Origin of the sequence: Paenibacillus melissococcoides (assembly GCA_944800085.1) — a bacterium.
Lineage (GTDB): Bacteria > Bacillota > Bacilli > Paenibacillales > Paenibacillaceae > Paenibacillus_B > Paenibacillus_B melissococcoides.
The window spans coordinates 345,241-361,501 of the sequence record CALYLO010000001.1 but is presented as its reverse complement, the minus strand read 5'-3'; the positions used below and the strand labels follow the sequence as shown (position 1 = coordinate 361,501).

The following is a 16,261-nucleotide window of genomic DNA, read 5'->3' as shown; positions in this document are numbered from 1 at the left end:
TAAGGCTATTCTAATAAGTTGTTGCCTTCGGTGACGCGGCCTGCAGACGCTCAGCGCGCTCGCGCCGGATCGACCAGATGCCAAAGCCGATCGCGCTTACGCTCGCGCATACGACCCCATACAGATACATCCCGGTTCCGCCGTACGCTTCCTGAAGCGCCCCGCCGCTCATCCCCCCGGCGAGGCCGGCCAGGCCGAGGAACACCATGCCGAGCAGCGCCTGGGCGGTCGCCGCAAGGTGCCGGGGGAGCAGCGTTGCCACGAATTCGATCGACAGCACCCACAATGCGGCATACGTCACGGCCTGCCCTCCTTGCATGACGATGATGACCCAAGGCTCCTTCACAAAAGCGTACAGCAGCCATCGGATCGCATACAGCGCGCATACGATAGCGAACAACCGCAGCATCCGCTTTCGGGATACCCATCTCGCCATGACCGCAAAGCCAATAACCTCTGCCACCCCGGCGACCGACCAGGCCCAGGACATTTGGGCGGAGGTCGCTCCCAAGTCGCTCAGATGAAGCGACAGCAGCGCATCGTTCATCCGATGCGGCATCGCCACAATGAAGACGAGCAGCAGGAACAACAGCAAGGCAGGCACCGACAGCGCCTTGCGCAAGACCGCGAGATCGACCGCGGTCTCGGCCTCCTTCGCATCGGCCGGCGCCTCCTGCAGGAACCCGATGCCGATAAGCAGACTGATCCATATCGGCGCATACATCCACATAAGCGAATCGACGCCGCCCCAGGCATCGAACATTTTTCCGAGGACAAGGCCGGTCACCGTGAACCCTGCCGATCCCCACAAGCGGATGCTGCTGTAGGACTGGCCTGCGGCGACCGCCGTCTTCACCGTCAAGGAATCGAGCAGAGACACGGCCGGCAGGAAGAAAATATACAGCGCCAGCAGGCTGGACGCCGCCGCCACTCTCTCCGAAGACAGGAACAGGCAGGCGGCGGCCGCGCCTTGCGCAATCCAGCACGCGAACAGCAGCGGCCGGACCGCCTTCAGCCGATCGCTCAGCACGCCGGCCAATGGCTGCACGAACATCGCCAGAAATGGCCCGAGCATGAGAAGCGTCCCCGCTTCCCATGCGTTAAATCCCCGCTCTGTCAGCAAGAGGGGCAAATAGGGAATCAGCAGCGCATTCGTCGAATAGAACACGGCATGGAATCCCTTCAAAAGGCGATTGGATGTCACGAATATGTCGTTCCTTTCCCGGATACGTTTATTCTGTCATCTGCAAGAAGAGCTCCACATCCTTGAGCGTTACATTTATGGCCGATTGCCAGAAGTCCGGCTTCGTCAGATCGACGTCAAGATGTTTGCTGGCCAGGTCCTCCACCGTCATGACCGCCGTATCCCGCAGCAGCGCGTCATATTTCGCAGCGAACGATTCGCCTTCTTCCAGCGCGCGCGCATACAAGCCGGTGCTGAACAAGTAGCCGAACGTATACGGGAAGTTGTAGAACGGCACATGCGTGAAATAGAAGTGCATTTTGGAAGCCCAGAAATGCGGATGCAGCGAACCGAGCGCCCCGCAGTAGGCTTTTTGCTGCGCTTCCTCCATCAATGCGCTGATTTGATCGCTCGACAGCAGTCCGGCCTTCCGCTTCTCATAGAAGCGAGTCTCGAACAGGAAGCGCGCATGGATGTTCATGTAGAAAGCAATCGACCGCTGAATCTTGTCTCCGAGCAGCCCCAGCTTCTCCTGCTCATCCTTCGCCCCCTTCACGGCCGAATCGGCGACGATCATTTCGGCGAAGGTCGAGGCGGTCTCCGCGACATTCATCGCATAGCGCTGGGCGAAGGCAGGCAGTCCTTCCATCACGTGCTGATGATAACCGTGGCCCAATTCATGCGCCAGTGTCGACACGTTGGACGGCGTGCCTGCATACGTCATGAAGATACGCGTCTGATTGCTGACCGGCAGGGAGGTGCAGAAGCCGCCCGGCCGCTTCCCAGGGCGGTCCTCCGCCTCAATCCAGCGGTTCTCGAACGCGCGCACCGCGAAGTCCGCCATCCGCGGGCTGAACTTGCGGAATTGCTCGACGATGGCCTCCGCCCCATCATCATAGCTGATGGTCGTCTGGCTTCCGCCGATCGGAGCGTCCACATCGCACCAGCTCAGCTTCTCTACGCCGAGAAGCTTCGCCTTCCGCTCCAAATATTGAACGAACTTCGGCTTGTTGCGCACAATCGTATCCCACATCGCATCCAGGGTCGCTTGCGACATCCGGTTTCTGGCAAGCGGCTCCTTCAGGACATTGTCCCAGCCGCGGCGTTCATACAGCTTCAGGCGGAAGCCGGCAATGTGATTCAGCGCGTCGGCGCAGAAATCAGCCTTGTCGCTCCATTCCTGCTCCCACAGCTTGAACATCTCTTCGCGAACGCGGCGATCCGGATGCGAGAGCTTGTTATGAGCCTGTCCTGCCGATAATTGCCGGGTCGTGCCGTTCTCCTCATAATTGATTCGCACATGGGAGACGATCGTATTGTACATTTCCGCCCAGCCATGGTAACCGTCCACCGCGAGATCTCCGGCGAGCGCTTCCAGCTCCGGCCCGAGCTTCTCCTTGGCTATTTCGCGGCGTTCGTTGAGATTGAAGGCCACCCCTTCAATCTCCGGCAGCGCCAGGAACCGGGACCACAGCTCAGCCGGCATTCCGCGGAGCAGCTCATCGTACAATGCGTCGATGGTTACCAGCTGCGCCGACAGCGCCGACTTGCGTCCCGTCAATTGCACGGCCTTCTTGTCATGAAGGTTCTGGGCGGTCAAACAACTGATAAAGGCGCCCGCCTCCTGCATCCGGCGGTTCAGATCCTGCAGCCGGGTGGTCATGTTCGCCAGCGCCGGGATACTGTCCTGGCTGAGCGGAGACGATATCTCCTTCAGTTCCCGGTTCAACAGAGCCAAATCCTGCTCGATCGCGGCAAAAGATTGTTGAAGCGCTTCCGAATCGGACCCTCCCGGAAAGATCGATTCCAGATCCCATGTCGGATTTAACGGATGCTGCATAATTGCGGACACACCTTTCTTATCTTGGAATAAAAAGATAACTGCAACAATTTGAGTTTTGCATGTTGAGCGTGTATAACTAAACTATATCAAAAAATTGAGCAACCCGCATAGAAAGGATGGCGACTTATGAGACCTTTGCCAATATCTGCGGATACCGCCGTCAAGCTGTCCCAAGCGCTGGGCGTTCCCATTGAACAGCTTATGCATATGCCGCAGTATATTCTGATGAAGAAGCTGGCCGAACTGGCGGCCGCCGAAGCGGAGAAGGAACCGGCCGAACCGGCGGCCGATTCCGATGGGGAGCGTTCGCAATGATTCCGTTCGAGAATACGGTTCCTTATGACATCATTATGGGGGATATGTATATTCCGGAGTGCCCTTTTTGCCATACGGATAATGTGCTTGTATCGCTCAAGCCGAAGGAGCTGCCTGATATTCGCGACGGGAAAAAACGGCTGCTCGTCATGCCCTGCTGCCATAACCAGTTCGTCGTCCTCGATGCCGATCGCGACTATTTGCTGGCGAATCGGAAGATTCGCTAGCTCCCGCTTCTCCGTCCTCCGTCAGATCGGCGTGCTCTCCGGGTGTTCCTTCCCTTCCGCTGCTTCCTGCATCTCCTCGCGCATCTGCTGCCACTGTTCGCGCGCGGCCCGAATCATCGCCGCATCCATAATCCGCTTGTCCTGGATGATGCGAGTGAAGTATTTGCCCGCTTCATTATACTCGCCAAGCCGGCGGTGCAGCTCGCCTATCATATACATGAGGCGCGCATCGTTCTGACCCTGCCATTCATACTCATACACCGATATATAGGCCTCCAACGCGAAGCGCAAATAGCGCTGCTCCTCCGCCGCCATCCCGCGGTAACGGAACAGCCAGGCGATATGATGCAGCAAGCCGGCCACGACGCGCTTGTGCTCGCCGATGGTTTGCGCCGTCAGCAAGGCCAACTGGTACGTCTCCATTGCCTGCTCCCACGTCCGTTCGCCTCCGTACTCTTTGCGCGTCCATTGGGAAGCGATACGCTCCCGGAACGCCTGTCGCTGGGCCTGATTCCAGTCCTTGATCGAATTCTCGGTCGATGCGCAGCCGCAGTTCGGACATACCCGCACGACATAATAATCCGGATTCAGCCGGTCCTCCGCATAATGGGGACAAAAATCACTGTCGATCTGGGAAGGCTTTTTGAAGCGTGAACGGACACGCGAGATCTCGAATGATTCCGCGCAAAACGGACATTCCAATCTACTTGTAAACAGCGGTTCTATCTCTACCAAAATTCTCCTCTCCTTACGCGTTCTCTGTCTGGGATGCCGACGCCGGGCCGGCTGGGTGGCACGCTACGCTTCTCCCTCTTCATCCGCCGTATTTACGAAGTGATGCGCCGGGCCGGAGAGCCGGGTCATCACCATCTCCCGAAGCTCCGGCTCCAAGCCGATCTCCGTCAGCGCTTCGCGCATGCAGCCGAGCCACGCTTCGGCCCGGGCAGGCGTTACCGGGAACGGCAAATGCCGCGCCCGCATCATCGGATGGCCGTAAGCATCGGAATATAATGAAGGTCCGCCGAAGAACTGCGACAAAAACATGAACTGCTTTTCCATAACCGGGTAAATATCTTCGGGAAACAAAGGACCCAGCAGCGGGTGAGCTTGGACTTTGGGATAAAAGGTTTCCACGATGCGGCGAATCGTATCCGCTCCGCCAATCGCATCATAAATTGTATTGTAGCGATGCATTCGTTCCATAGCACAGCTCCTGTCTTGCGGGGCCAGCCGCAGCATCTGTCACGCGACGCCGCCATTCCGGCCTCCGGTTCATTTAAATGGTTGCTTGCTCCCCCCACTTTATTATAAAAAGGGGGGCTTTTCAATGTGATGCTTCACGTTCCCGCTAAAAAACAAAAAAACGCTGAAACCTTCAGCGCTTGCGTAATAGGATTAACTTTCCCAATCTTCTTCCGGTGGTCCCATCAACGACTCTCGAATGACATAGACGAAAGCGCAAACCAGGATGCCAGCAATAATGCTCATCCGTATCACCCCTAACGAACGCGTTCCATCTCTCTATACTTGTATTTTATCATAATTATTTTCAAAATAATACGAAAACATGCAAGCGTTTTCTTTACATTTTGATTACAGAAATATTGCGGAACGAAGGCAGGGCGCGGCTTCACGCCTGTCATGATTGTCCCTTTCCTCTCATAAACTTGAAAGTATGGAGTGCTCATCGGCGTGACAGGAAAGGAGAGTGCTTTGTATGAACCGCAGGACAAGCCGCACCCTTCTCATGCTCGTTATCGCGGGAGTATTGAGCGCTTTTGCGGCCCTGATGGCCATTTACCCGTCTGCCGCCCTCAGTTCGGCGGTTCGCGGGCTATCGATATGGTGGGACGTCCTGTTCCCTTCCCTGCTCCCTTTTTTCATTATTTCTGAAGCGCTGCTCGGCTTTGGCATCGTGCATTTTATCGGCGCTCTGCTCGATCCGGTCATGCGGCCGCTGTTCCGCGTGCCGGGAATCGGCGGCTTCGTCGTCGCCATGGGCTATGCGTCCGGCTACCCTGTCGGGGCAAAGCTGACGACAAGGCTGCGGGCCGATCGGCTCGTCACCCGCGAGGAGGGAGAACGGCTTATCGCCTTCACCTCCACCTCCGACCCGATATTCCTGATCGGCGCCGTAGCCGTCGGCTTTTTCGGCAATGCCGGTCTCGCCCTCATCCTCGCGGCCGCCCATTATGGAGCCGGATTGATTATCGGCATCATGATGCGCTTCCATGCGTCCGCATCGCCGATGACCCCTTCGTCAAGCGCCATCCGAGATTTCGAAGGCTTCTTGTTCCGGCGCGCGTTCCAGGCGATGCACCAAGCGAGACGTCAGGACGGGCGCTCGCTCGGCACGCTGCTGCGGGATGCGATCGGCTCCTCGCTCCGGTTGATGACCGTGGTCGGCGGGCTCGTCGTCTTTTTCTCCGTCTTGATGGAAATGCTCGCCTGCATCGGCGTCATGCATATCATTGACAGCCTGCTCCAGTCGGCCCTGGCGTTGTTCCATTTGTCGCCTTCGCTTGCGCCGGCCTTCTCCGGCGGCTTGTTCGAGGTCACCCTCGGCGCCAAAGGAGCCGGAGCGGCCGATGCGGCCGGACTTCGCTCGCAGGTGGTGGCGGCAGCCTGGATCCTGTCCTGGGCTGGACTGTCCGTTCACGCTCAGATCGCGAGCATCATGAATGAATGCGATATGCGGTACCTGCCTTTTCTTGCAGCTCGGGTGCTCCACAGCCTGCTGGCTGCAGGGGCGGCCTACTTCCTCTTCCCGCTGCTCGCGCCGTACACCGCGGAAGCGGCAATCTGGTTCCCCTCGCAGATGTGGACCGAAGCCTACGCCCCTTGGGAGACCGCCTGGCATTCCTTGCGCGGCGGCTTATGGACGCTGCTGGCGGTATGCGGCCTGCTCTTTGCCGCCTCCCTCCTGTGCGTTGCCTGGCAGAGGATGCGGAATAGCAGATAGAGGGATTCTTGTCGAAAACACGATTGTAATCCGGCCGCGGAACGTATAAGATGGAGTTGATATGTTCCAACAATACCGTTCGACAAAGGAGTCAACGCCTTGAAATATGCAGTATTGAACCGGGGAGACGACTTGTCCGTCTCTTTGACGGAGACATTTCATCGTTTGGCTGAGGCGCGTGGACTGGTGCGAGATGACGAAGAACCGGAGATCGTTCTGTCCATCGGCGGGGACGGCACGATGCTGCAAGCCTTTCACCGCTATATCAACCGGATCGACCATACCGCCTTCGTCGGGATTCATACGGGGCATCTTGGCTTCTATGCCGACTGGAAGCCGGATGAGATCGAACTGCTCGTCCATATGATGGCGGAGAACCGTTCCAAGGATCAGATTAACCCCCGGATTGTCAGATACCCGCTCATCGAGCTTGAGGTTGACAGGGAGGACACGGGGAAGAAGACCTATATCGCCTTGAACGAATTTACGCTCAAATGCACGGACAATACATTGGTCGCCCAGATCGACATCAATGATGAATTATTTGAAATGTTCCGCGGAGACGGAATCTGCGTATCGACGCCGTCGGGGAGCACCGCCTACAATAAGAGCTTGGGCGGGGCGATGGTTCACCCTTCCATCCCGTCCATCCAACTGGCGGAGATCGCATCGATTAACAACCGGGTATACCGGACACTCGGCTCATCCTTGATACTGCCGGAGCATCACCATTTCGATATCCGGCCGCGGCAAGGGCAGAACCTGCTGCTGTCCATCGATCATATCAATATCCGGCTGTCTCATCTGCGCTCGATTCGCTGCCGGGTGGCGGATCAGCGGGTCACCTTCGTCCGCTATCGGCCGTTCCCCTTCTGGAAGCGCGTCCGTGAAGCCTTCCTCGGATACGATGAGAACGGCTGCTACCCGACGAATTAGACAGATTAGACAGATTACCGGTAGAGAAAACAACAACACCTCCCGCTTCGCAACCTGCGATAAGGGAGGTGTTCATGTTTATAGCCGCGATCAGGAGCGGTTGTCCTTCGGGGGACGCGGCTCCTTCGCGGATACCTTCGCGATATCCGATCGCTTGGCTTCATTGGAATGATGGCCCCGGTTCTTGTGGTGACGATGGCGCGGACGCGGCTTGCGCTCCTGCATCGCCGGCTTCGCCGGAGGCTCGGCATCGGATTCCGGGGTCGGGACTTTCGGCTGAAGCGAGATGCCTTGCTTCATCGCGGCACCCTCCCTATTGTCCGGCGCGGCCCCTTGCTGCGTCTCCTCTCCATCCCCATTCTCCAGGGATTGGCGGTGGCGCGGATCTTTGCTGCTTAGCTTCTCCACGATGAAATAAGCGCATCCGAAATTGCAATATTCGTTAATGTAATCTAGGATACCGGAAGAATTCGTGTCCTTCGTCGACTTCGGATGATTATCCCGGAAGAAGCCTTTCAGACGCAGCTGATTGTATCCCCAGTCGCCTACGATATAATCATACCGTTCCAGCACTTCGCTGTATCGGTCGCGGAATGCCTCCGGATTCCACGCGTTCTTATGCTCCTGAATCAGTTCATATGTCTGGCCGCTAATATGGAACATGCCCGTTATTCCTCCTTCCCGTAACCCCGGATTGCGTCAGAGCCATGGCCTCTTAAGCAGCTAAATTGTTAGCTGCCGGTCGCTTGCGACGTGGACATGGCCTGATGGGCCGATTTCACTTGTTCATGCGCATGATACGAGCTGCGAACGAGCGGTCCCGACTCGACATGGCTGAAGCCCCGCTTCATCCCTTCCTGCTTCAGCTCGGCGAATTGATCCGGATGATAGTATTTGGCGACATCCAAATGCTTCGGGGACGGCTGCAAATATTGTCCCAGCGTCAAAATATCGCAATTGACCGCCCGCAAGTCATCCATGGCCTGCAAAATTTCGTCCCATTCCTCGCCCACGCCGAGCATAATGCTCGACTTGGTCGGAATCCCCGGCTGCATCTCCTTCGCCCGCCGCAGCAGCTCCAGGGATCGGGAATATTTCGCCTTGGCCCGTACCCGGTCGGACATCCGCTCTACCGTCTCGATATTATGGTTCAAAATATCCGGCTTCGCATCCATCACGACACGCAGCGCATCCCAATTTCCCATAAAATCGGGAATAAGCACTTCTACGCTGCATAATGGCATGCGCCGGCGAATCGCTCGAATCGTCTCCGCGAAGATGGAGGCGCCTCCGTCGTTCAGATCATCCCTCGCTACGGAAGTAACGACGCAATGGCGCAAGCCCATGCGCTCGGCCGCTTCCGCAACACGTTCCGGCTCCTGCAGATCCAGCTCGGTCGGCATGCCGGTATTAACCGCACAGAAGCGGCAAGCACGTGTACAGATATCACCCAAAATCATAAATGTCGCGGTGCGGTTGGCCCAGCACTCGTAAATGTTCGGACACCGCGCTTCCTCGCATACGGTATGAAGCGTTTTTGAGCGCATCATATCTTTGATTTCGGAATAATTTTCTCCTGTGGTCAGTTTGATGCGTATCCAGTCTGGTTTCTGCTCTTTCGTTTTCATCGAGTCATTACCTTCTTTCTCCGTTCGCTTTACTTGACCTCAATTTAGTATTATACCATGAACCCCCCAAATTCCATACCTGCATGTCCCAGGTTCGGATAAAAAGCCCGTTCCTGCACATTCTAACATTACATCTGCATTTCGGACAGGCATAAGGAGGGAAATTACGAATGAAGCAAGCTGCCATATTGTGGGCCGGCTTGGCGCTATGGGCCGTCATCTGCCCCACATTGGACGCCTGGTCGGCAGGCAACAAGGATATACTCCATTCGCTCGCGTCTTCAGTGCCCGGATCCGCCTCGGCCTCGCCGAAGTCCGACACGGTGAATATATGGCGGGAACGACGTGATTTATATGAAAAGATGGGAACCTTGACCGGCATTCCCTGGTACCGGCTTGCGGCCATCGATCAATACGAACGGACATTGACGAAAGCCAAGCCGAAGCAGCGCCAGCATCCGGAGCGGTTGACCGGCGTATATATCGACCCGCCGAAGTGGGTCGGCATCCTGAATCCGGATTGGGAAGATCAGAACCCGGTCTCCATCTCGATGTTCAAGGGGATGGGCCGCGACGGCTCCGGAGACGGACGGGCCGATATGAACAATGACACCGACTTGCTGTACAGCGTAGCGGCTATTGTTGGCTCCTACGGCTTGAGCGATGACGACTTCGGCACCGGCCTGTGGAATTACTATGCCAACCCCCGCGCCGTGCAGCGCGTGAAGCAGTTCGCCCGTCTCTATGAACATTTCGATCAGCTTCAATTGTTCGACACGGCCTTCCCGCTTCCCGTGACCGCCGATTATTCCTACCGCAGCACCTGGGGGATGGGGCGGCATTACGGAGGGTTCCGCATTCACGAAGGAACCGATATATTTGCCGGTTACGGCATTCCCGTGCGCAGCACCTGCTACGGCATCATCGAGATCAAGGGCTGGAACCGCTACGGCGGCTGGCGAATCGGCATCCGCGACATCAACAACAATTACCATTACTACGCCCACTTGTCCGGATACCACAAAAACATAAAAATCGGCGACATCGTCACCCCGGGACAGACGATCGGCTGGGTCGGCAGCTCCGGCTACGGTCCGCCCGGCACCTCCGGCAAATTCCCGCCGCATCTCCACTTCGGCATCTACCGGGATCGCGGACTGGTGGAATATGCCTACGATCCGTATCCGCTGTTGCGGCAGTGGGAGCTGGCCGACCTGCGCAAGCTGAAGGAGCGGCGCCGCACCTCACAGCTTCTGCCGGAGCTGCCATCCGCGGCCGTTCCAGCAAGTAGAGGCAGGGGCGAGAAGCAACCATAGTGCTGACAGCAAGGCAGGTTTAGACTTGACGGACAACAACACGCGATTCCATTTCGAAATCGCGTGTGTTGTCTTAAACAGAATAATATTAATAATTCGGGTCTGCATACACTCCACTAAGCCCTGCTCCATCATACACATTAGAAACTTTTGAGAAGACATCAAGTATATCTATTCCCTGACGGTTATACAACGATCCTTTAAAGACACCTTCAATACAAGCATATTTTTTATTATTTCGAGTAATATCCGAATAGACAAGCCCACCGCTATCCCCCGATCTTGCACCGGAAACTTCTGCCGTCATAATCAAAAGTGCCAATGGTTAGCTTGCTGCCATTCAAGTAATAGCTGGGGATTACGCCGCTAACATAAGTAATAGAGCCCGCATCATAAGTTCCGCTTGTATTTGCATCATTCATAAAACCGATAGGTTCATATCCATCGGAAAGATCATACCATGTCCCATTGCCGCAATGCCCGGCTGTACCCCCAACGTTTTTGTTGTTTTTCTCTCCATTGAAAGCCAAACTACATATATAAGCGGATGACTCACTTACTGGCCTTTCAATTTGTTCACCTGGATATAAATAATATGCTTTATCCCGTAACTTCAGACCATCAACTAGCTTCCAGTCAATCATATCTTCGTTAATATATTGGGGAACCATTTCCTATGAAACTTTGAGATTTTCGGGGGTAGACATCATCTGTTTGATTTTTTGTTCAAGCCCCGTTTCTTCCCCTTTCATCTGAATGACAATATTCCCCTGCTCATCAGTATATGTGCCTCCGAAGTGATCGCTGTAATTTCGGATCTACCACTTTCTGATCATTGAACGCTCATCCATCAACTTCGATTCTTTAACGCTTGCTTCATCTAGTGCGCCCTGAAGTGTAATTGCCTCTTCCGGAGGCGGGAGGACAGGCCCCTGAATCGCAATGTATGTTTTCCCTTGCCACTCATATACTTTCGTTTTCAGCTCGTCTGGACCATTTGCATAAACCGACATCGAAAGAATGAAAAAAGATAATGCCACCGAAGTAATGACGGAAAGTACTCTTCGTTTCATATTTCTCGCTTCCTCCTAATCCGGCACAATAGTTCGATGTCCAATCTCGATGTTCTTTTGGATGATGTCGCTTGTAGGTAATTTATCTAGTATAGCAGCAATGGATTCAATAGATTGAAAATCGGGCCATTTGGGGTTTTTGATTATAGAAAAAGCTGTCCTTATCACCGTCAACCGCTACTTGCATTTTTGATAACTCTTTGGTATGGCGATAAGAGTGGAGCAACTCCCCAAGTTGGTTGGCTTCACAGCAACGGCATTCACAAATTCATCTTCCTTTTTTGGAAAATGAACCCACATTCTATATTTTACCATACGCCTTGATTTTTTCAATAATTTCTCGGCAACAAAAGGTTAATGCGATTACCAGGCATTTTATAGCTACCCCCATCAGCTTGTTTGCGATTACAATAACGATAGGCACAAAGCATCACAATGATGTGAATTGCAGCAGTATTATATTATCTTTATGGTCCACCCATGACCTGACAGCTTATCGGAGGTGACTATCGTCAATTTGCCTTGCCGCACCTTGATCTTGCGAATAGTATCCCACCACATCAATAGCAATAAAGCGTAATCAGCAATGTAAAAAAAGCGATATGCAGATTTTTACGATCTGTACATCGCTTCTGAACATTATCCACTGCGAATTATAATCACTTCGTCAGAAAATTATTCTCCTACGGCAGGTGGAGAAGATTGGCTTTCGCCGCCAGGTACCGCCTCCGGCGGAACCGTATCGGTATGCGCCGGCACGCTAGGGTTATCGTTGTCCGTGGAATTGACGGCGCCGGATGGCGGCAGCACCGGCAAGGAGAGGGCGGGCGCTTTGTCCCGGTTGTTGCCGACGGGCTGCCCCTTGCCATCGTAATAGTACATGGGCACATCGCCGACGACGAGCAGATACGAGACCGGAATTTCCGTTTCCACCACTTCAGGCTCCAGATCGAACGGGATGACAATGGCGACTTCCTCAATGACTTTGATATAAACCTCTACCAGCACCATATTGATGCCGACATCCATTGGCCGGGTGCTCAACTCTACCTTCGCTGCGCCCTGCGGCTCCATACGGAAAGGGACCCTTGGACCGAAGGAAGCGATGAGCGGGCTGCCCAACGCTTGCCCGAGCGGAATATGCTCCTTCAATTCCTGGACCTGCTGCAGCGTCCGCTGCACAATCTCGACCGTCTCGGACGTTATCCGCATATGTTCGTTATAATTCAAGACGAAGCTCGTCACTTTGCCGCGTGAATCCGTCTTCCATTCGATCAGCTTATCCAGATCCCGGCCCCTCATCACCTGATCGGTAATGGCTCTGTTAATCGCTTGCGTCGCAATTTGCTTGACCCGGATTTTGGCGAGATGCATGAGCGGCCCTCGCACATGCTTTTCAACATACACGAAGAGCTGTGCCGTCAACAGCGTCATAATAACGAGCGCAATGAACACATATTTGCGTTTGCGGCGCGGCTTGGACGGCTTCCTCCCTTGCCAGGCGGGGCCTTGGGGGGCCTTGCTGCGCAGGCTTCCGCCCCAGACTCTGCGGGGACGCCATCCCGAGGGCTTGCGCGGCTGAATCGAGATGCGCGGCAGACGCCACCGTGTCGCTCGGAATCCGCGGGAACGCCATCTGGCCATACCTCTCCGCTCCCCCTTTCCGGCCTCGGATATCATGGTTGGCCTGTACGATCCCAGTCTATGCGGCCATCATCCAAAAAAGAAGGACACCCTCAGCGACTTTGAAGGAAGAAGCGGCAGAGATTTTGCCTATAAGAGAAATAGCTGTCCCGAATTATTTTACGCTTTCCAACTGCGCCGACACCTTTTCAATCATTTTCACCAAAGAAGCCAGTTCCCGGGAGGACGCCACCTGCGCTCTCGCATGGGCGGCCGACTGCTCCGAATTATGCTGGACGGCCGACAATCTCGCTTGAATATGCTCCAGCTTGTCCTCGATCGTCTTCAGCGATTCCTTCGTGCGGCTGGCCAGCTTCCGCACTTCCTCCGCGATCACCTGGAAGCCTCTGCCGTGTTCTCCCGCCCTTGCCGCTTCGACGGCTGCGTTCAATCCGAGCAAATGCGTCTGATCGGCAACCTCCTTCATCACCGCTCCGATATGATGAATCGCTGTGACTTCCTGAGCCAAATACTCGACGTTATGATGTGTCTGCTCCTGGAAATCGGCCGTCTGTCCGGCTGCTGCCGCAACCGCTTCACTGCTTCCGCTCAACTGCACCACCATGGCAGCCAAGTCTTGAATCGATGCGCTGACCACCGTCAGCACATCCTTCTGTTTCTCGACCAGCTCCCGAATTTTTCCTTTCTCGTCGCCTTCATACGCCTCGAGAACCAATTGGGAGTCGAGATTGAACATTTTGCTCAGCGAGTGAATGATCGGCTTCCATTCCTCCGGCATCTTCCGCTGGAAATGTGCTGTCGCCAGATCGAGATACAGGATATAGGTGCCCAAATACCAATTCGTCGTCAGTCCGATGCGGGAATGGATTTTTCCGATATGTAACCGTTTTTCAATAAATGGCTCATTAATGACTCCCGACGCCATGGACAAAAAGTACCAGCGCTGGGTCTCCTTCAGCCGCTCAACCGTGCTGTGCCGGAGAATGATGCGATGAAGGTCGGGCTGAGCCGTAATTTTTTCGTAGAGCTCCTCCACCAACGCATCGACGACAGCACGAAATTCGCTTTCCTTGCTATGCAATAAATCGACGTCGAAGTCGGTTATCCCGATGTAATTTATCTGTTCTGTTCGCTTCGCTCCAAGTTGAATCATGCAGACCGACCGCCTTTTTCCTTACTTTGAATCAAAATCTTCCTATTATTGGATCCCAGAATATATATATCGGCCAACACGGAGAAAATCATAACAGCCAGCGCTTCTTTTTCCAACCTCTGCTTGCTCTGCATGCGACAAGAAAAATACCTGCCACCTGCCCCATGCATAAAAGACAAACGGAAAACCTTCATCCTGAGGGAAGCTTCTGCCTCAGGTTTACGGCAAAAAGGCCGGTGCGCCATGCACTCGGCCTTTTAGAAGCTGTGCTATTTTTTCACAGCCGCCAGTTTATTTTGCATAATGCCGCTGCCGCATCGCCTCGTAGAGCAGCACGGTCGTGGCCATGGCGACATTCAGCGATTCGGCCTGGCCGCGCATCGGGATAATCAAGGTGTCGTCGACGAGAGCTTGTACGGCCGGGGATACGCCTTGGCCCTCATTGCCGACGACGAGCCAGAGCGGCTGGCGGTAATCGTAGCCGTAGCAGGAATGCGAAGCCTGCAGACTCGTGCTGGCCAGCCGCATCCCGTTCGCCTTCGCTTCGGGGAGCAGGGACAGCAGGTCGGCCTCGACGACCGGGAGATGGAAGAGCGAGCCCATCGTCGAGCGCACCGTCTTGGCGTTGTACACGTCCACCGTGCCTCTGCCGAGGACGACCCCCGTCGCCCCGACCGCGTCGGCCGAGCGGATGATCGTGCCCAGATTGCCGGGATCCTGCACCCCGTCTACCGCCACCACGAGCGGAATGTCCGCGCCGAAGAGAGCGCCCGGATCGAGAGCTGGCTTGCGCACGACCGCGATGACCGGCTGCGGGGTCTCCGTCTCGCTCAGCTTGCGGATAATAGCATCCGTGACGCCGATCCATTCCGGCTGCCCGCCGCCTGCCGCCGCGGTTCGCGGCGCATCCGCATACGGCAGCAGCTCCGCGGGAACATCGCGCGCTTCATCGCATAGGACGGCCTCTATCGGGGCGCCGGAGGCAAGCGCTTCCTGCACGAGATGGATGCCTTCCACGAGGAAGCATCCTTCCTGCTTGCGGCCTTTGCGTTCCCGCAGCGACGCCCATCGCTTGATGCGGGGATTTTGAACGGAAGTAATCGATTCAGTGCGTTTCATCATGATTCGGCATACGCCAGTTCCAGGTTTTTCAGATGATTATTCTGCCCCACGATAACCAAAATATCCCCACCCTGAATCCGGTCTTCCGCATACGGCGATATATTCGTCTTGCCATTGTTCTTGATCGCCATGACGTTGCAGCCGAAGCGGGCGCGGATATCCAATTCCTTCAGGTTCTTGCCTATCATAAGCGAGGAAGCCCGCATCTCCACAATCGAATGGTCCTCCGACAGCTCGATATAATCCAAAATATTCGGCGAAATCAAGTGATGCGCCACCCTTGCTCCCATATCCCGCTCCGGGAACACCACTTTATCGGCGCCGATTTTGCTCAATACTTTGCCGTGCAGCTCGTTCTGCGCCTTGACGACAATCATCGGCACGCCCAGATCCTTCAAAATCAGCGTCGTCAGAATGCTGGACTGAATATCTTGTCCGATCGCCACGACGACGACATCGAAGTTGCGGATGCCGAGGGCGCGGAGCGCATCTTCATCCGTCGAGTCCGCCGATACGGCATGCGTAACGATATTCGCGACTTCCTGTATCTTCTGTTCGCTGGAATCGATGGCCAGCACCTCGAAATTCATGTTGCTCAAATTTTGCGCGACGCTGGAGCCGAATCGTCCCATGCCGATAATCGCAAATTGCTTTTTAGCCGTCATACTATCACCTTCCCCATTCATCCGACACTGCTTATTCTATCTCAATTATATCACGCCCATCCAGCGAGATAAAAGGATGCCCCGTCCCCGCCCGTATGAGGGGCACCCAATTGGGGAACGTTATACGCGAAGTGCCGGTTCGCCGTCTGTCAGTCGATAGCGTATCCCGATGGATATCTGGCTTTTGTGCCAAC

16 protein-coding genes and 1 pseudogene are annotated in these 16,261 nt (G+C 55.1%); 5 read left to right on the top strand and 12 right to left on the bottom strand.

Annotation, left to right across the window (positions count from 1 at the left end; translation table 11 throughout):
• Window positions 1-10: 10 nt before the first annotated feature.
• Complete coding sequence (locus OCY70_RS01740; RefSeq protein ID WP_213426504.1) at window positions 11-1,204, bottom strand: MFS transporter; 1,194 nt, start codon at window positions 1,202-1,204, stop codon at window positions 11-13.
• A 28-nt stretch (window positions 1,205-1,232) separates the two neighbouring features.
• Window positions 1,233-3,023: a M3 family oligoendopeptidase gene (locus OCY70_RS01735; protein WP_213426505.1), complete on the bottom strand. Its 1,791-nt coding sequence runs from the start codon at window positions 3,021-3,023 to the stop codon at window positions 1,233-1,235.
• Window positions 3,024-3,152: 129 nt separating this feature from the next.
• Here OCY70_RS01735 and OCY70_RS01730 point away from each other — a divergent pair, with 129 nt between their 5' ends.
• Together OCY70_RS01730 and OCY70_RS01725 are read left to right on the top strand one after the other, a co-directional pair.
• A complete protein-coding gene (locus OCY70_RS01730; RefSeq protein WP_213426506.1) occupies window positions 3,153-3,341 on the top strand; it encodes a YycC family protein in 189 nt (62 codons plus the stop codon).
• Window positions 3,338-3,568: a hypothetical protein gene (locus OCY70_RS01725; protein WP_213426507.1), complete on the top strand. Its 231-nt coding sequence runs from the start codon at window positions 3,338-3,340 to the stop codon at window positions 3,566-3,568. Before OCY70_RS01730 ends, OCY70_RS01725 begins: the two co-directional genes overlap by 4 nt.
• 21 nt (window positions 3,569-3,589) lie before the next feature.
• Here OCY70_RS01725 and OCY70_RS01720 read toward each other — a convergent pair whose 3' ends face one another.
• The gene (locus tag OCY70_RS01720) at window positions 3,590-4,303 is read right to left on the bottom strand and encodes a DUF2225 domain-containing protein (RefSeq protein ID WP_213426508.1); all 714 of its coding nucleotides are present in this window, start codon (window positions 4,301-4,303) and stop codon (window positions 3,590-3,592) included.
• A 63-nt stretch (window positions 4,304-4,366) separates the two neighbouring features.
• Complete coding sequence (locus tag OCY70_RS01715) at window positions 4,367-4,771, bottom strand: globin domain-containing protein (protein WP_373871412.1); 405 nt, start codon at window positions 4,769-4,771, stop codon at window positions 4,367-4,369.
• Window positions 4,772-5,285: 514 nt separating this feature from the next.
• On the opposite strand from OCY70_RS01715, the gene ylbJ reads away from it, so the two are divergent.
• Complete coding sequence (gene ylbJ, locus OCY70_RS01710) at window positions 5,286-6,530, top strand: sporulation integral membrane protein YlbJ (RefSeq protein WP_261944545.1); 1,245 nt, start codon at window positions 5,286-5,288, stop codon at window positions 6,528-6,530.
• 99 nt (window positions 6,531-6,629) lie between these two features.
• Window positions 6,630-7,466, top strand: coding sequence for an NAD kinase (locus OCY70_RS01705; protein WP_213426510.1), 837 nt, complete (start codon window positions 6,630-6,632; stop codon window positions 7,464-7,466).
• Window positions 7,467-7,556: 90 nt separating this feature from the next.
• On the opposite strand, the gene OCY70_RS01700 is transcribed toward OCY70_RS01705, so the two are convergent.
• Complete coding sequence (locus OCY70_RS01700; RefSeq protein WP_213426511.1) at window positions 7,557-8,129, bottom strand: YutD family protein; 573 nt, start codon at window positions 8,127-8,129, stop codon at window positions 7,557-7,559.
• Between the two features lie 68 nt (window positions 8,130-8,197).
• Window positions 8,198-9,103 (bottom strand): annotated as a pseudogene (lipA, locus tag OCY70_RS01695) (lipoyl synthase); the annotation flags it as partial.
• A 161-nt stretch (window positions 9,104-9,264) separates the two neighbouring features.
• Here lipA and OCY70_RS01690 point away from each other — a divergent pair.
• Entirely contained in the window at window positions 9,265-10,410 is a 1,146-nt protein-coding gene (locus OCY70_RS01690; RefSeq protein WP_213426513.1) for a M23 family metallopeptidase, read from the top strand.
• 88 nt (window positions 10,411-10,498) lie between these two features.
• Here the strand turns inward: OCY70_RS01690 and OCY70_RS01685 are convergent, their stop codons facing one another.
• The 6 genes from OCY70_RS01685 to OCY70_RS01660 all read right to left on the bottom strand — a co-directional run bounded on the left by OCY70_RS01685 (window position 10,499) and on the right by OCY70_RS01660 (window position 16,067).
• On the bottom strand, window positions 10,499-10,732 hold the full coding sequence (locus OCY70_RS01685; RefSeq protein ID WP_213426514.1) for a hypothetical protein: 234 nt from the start codon (window positions 10,730-10,732) through the stop codon (window positions 10,499-10,501).
• A gap of 496 nt (window positions 10,733-11,228) precedes the next feature.
• Window positions 11,229-11,483, bottom strand: coding sequence for a hypothetical protein (locus OCY70_RS01680; RefSeq protein WP_213426515.1), 255 nt, complete (start codon window positions 11,481-11,483; stop codon window positions 11,229-11,231).
• Between the two features lie 675 nt (window positions 11,484-12,158).
• A complete protein-coding gene (gene yunB / locus OCY70_RS01675) occupies window positions 12,159-13,127 on the bottom strand; it encodes a sporulation protein YunB (RefSeq protein WP_261944544.1) in 969 nt (322 codons plus the stop codon).
• A 154-nt stretch (window positions 13,128-13,281) separates the two neighbouring features.
• Window positions 13,282-14,280, bottom strand: coding sequence for a globin-coupled sensor protein (locus OCY70_RS01670; RefSeq protein WP_213426517.1), 999 nt, complete (start codon window positions 14,278-14,280; stop codon window positions 13,282-13,284).
• 291 nt (window positions 14,281-14,571) lie between these two features.
• Window positions 14,572-15,402 (bottom strand): TrmH family RNA methyltransferase, encoded by an 831-nt coding sequence (locus OCY70_RS01665; RefSeq protein ID WP_213426518.1) that lies wholly within the window; start codon window positions 15,400-15,402, stop codon window positions 14,572-14,574.
• Window positions 15,399-16,067: a potassium channel family protein gene (locus OCY70_RS01660; protein ID WP_213426519.1), complete on the bottom strand. Its 669-nt coding sequence runs from the start codon at window positions 16,065-16,067 to the stop codon at window positions 15,399-15,401. The genes OCY70_RS01665 and OCY70_RS01660 overlap by 4 nt, the downstream gene beginning before the upstream one ends.
• Window positions 16,068-16,261 lie beyond the last annotated feature (194 nt).

Excerpts from the sequence above, each read along its gene's own strand:
- OCY70_RS01730 (WP_213426506.1), top strand. The coding sequence starts at position 3,153 with ATGAGACCTTTGCCAATATCTGCGGATACCGCCGTCAAGCTGTCCCAA.
- OCY70_RS01665 (WP_213426518.1), bottom strand. The coding sequence starts at position 15,402 with ATGATGAAACGCACTGAATCGATTACTTCCGTTCAAAATCCCCGCATC.
- OCY70_RS01725 (WP_213426507.1), top strand. The coding sequence starts at position 3,338 with ATGATTCCGTTCGAGAATACGGTTCCTTATGACATCATTATGGGGGAT.
- yunB (WP_261944544.1), bottom strand. The coding sequence starts at position 13,127 with ATGGCCAGATGGCGTTCCCGCGGATTCCGAGCGACACGGTGGCGTCTG.
- OCY70_RS01660 (WP_213426519.1), bottom strand. The coding sequence starts at position 16,067 with ATGACGGCTAAAAAGCAATTTGCGATTATCGGCATGGGACGATTCGGC.
- OCY70_RS01690 (WP_213426513.1), top strand. The coding sequence starts at position 9,265 with ATGAAGCAAGCTGCCATATTGTGGGCCGGCTTGGCGCTATGGGCCGTC.
- OCY70_RS01715 (WP_373871412.1), bottom strand. The coding sequence starts at position 4,771 with ATGGAACGAATGCATCGCTACAATACAATTTATGATGCGATTGGCGGA.
- ylbJ (WP_261944545.1), top strand. The coding sequence starts at position 5,286 with ATGAACCGCAGGACAAGCCGCACCCTTCTCATGCTCGTTATCGCGGGA.
- OCY70_RS01735 (WP_213426505.1), bottom strand. The coding sequence starts at position 3,023 with ATGCAGCATCCGTTAAATCCGACATGGGATCTGGAATCGATCTTTCCG.
- OCY70_RS01700 (WP_213426511.1), bottom strand. The coding sequence starts at position 8,129 with ATGTTCCATATTAGCGGCCAGACATATGAACTGATTCAGGAGCATAAG.
- OCY70_RS01680 (WP_213426515.1), bottom strand. The coding sequence starts at position 11,483 with ATGAAACGAAGAGTACTTTCCGTCATTACTTCGGTGGCATTATCTTTT.
- OCY70_RS01670 (WP_213426517.1), bottom strand. The coding sequence starts at position 14,280 with ATGATTCAACTTGGAGCGAAGCGAACAGAACAGATAAATTACATCGGG.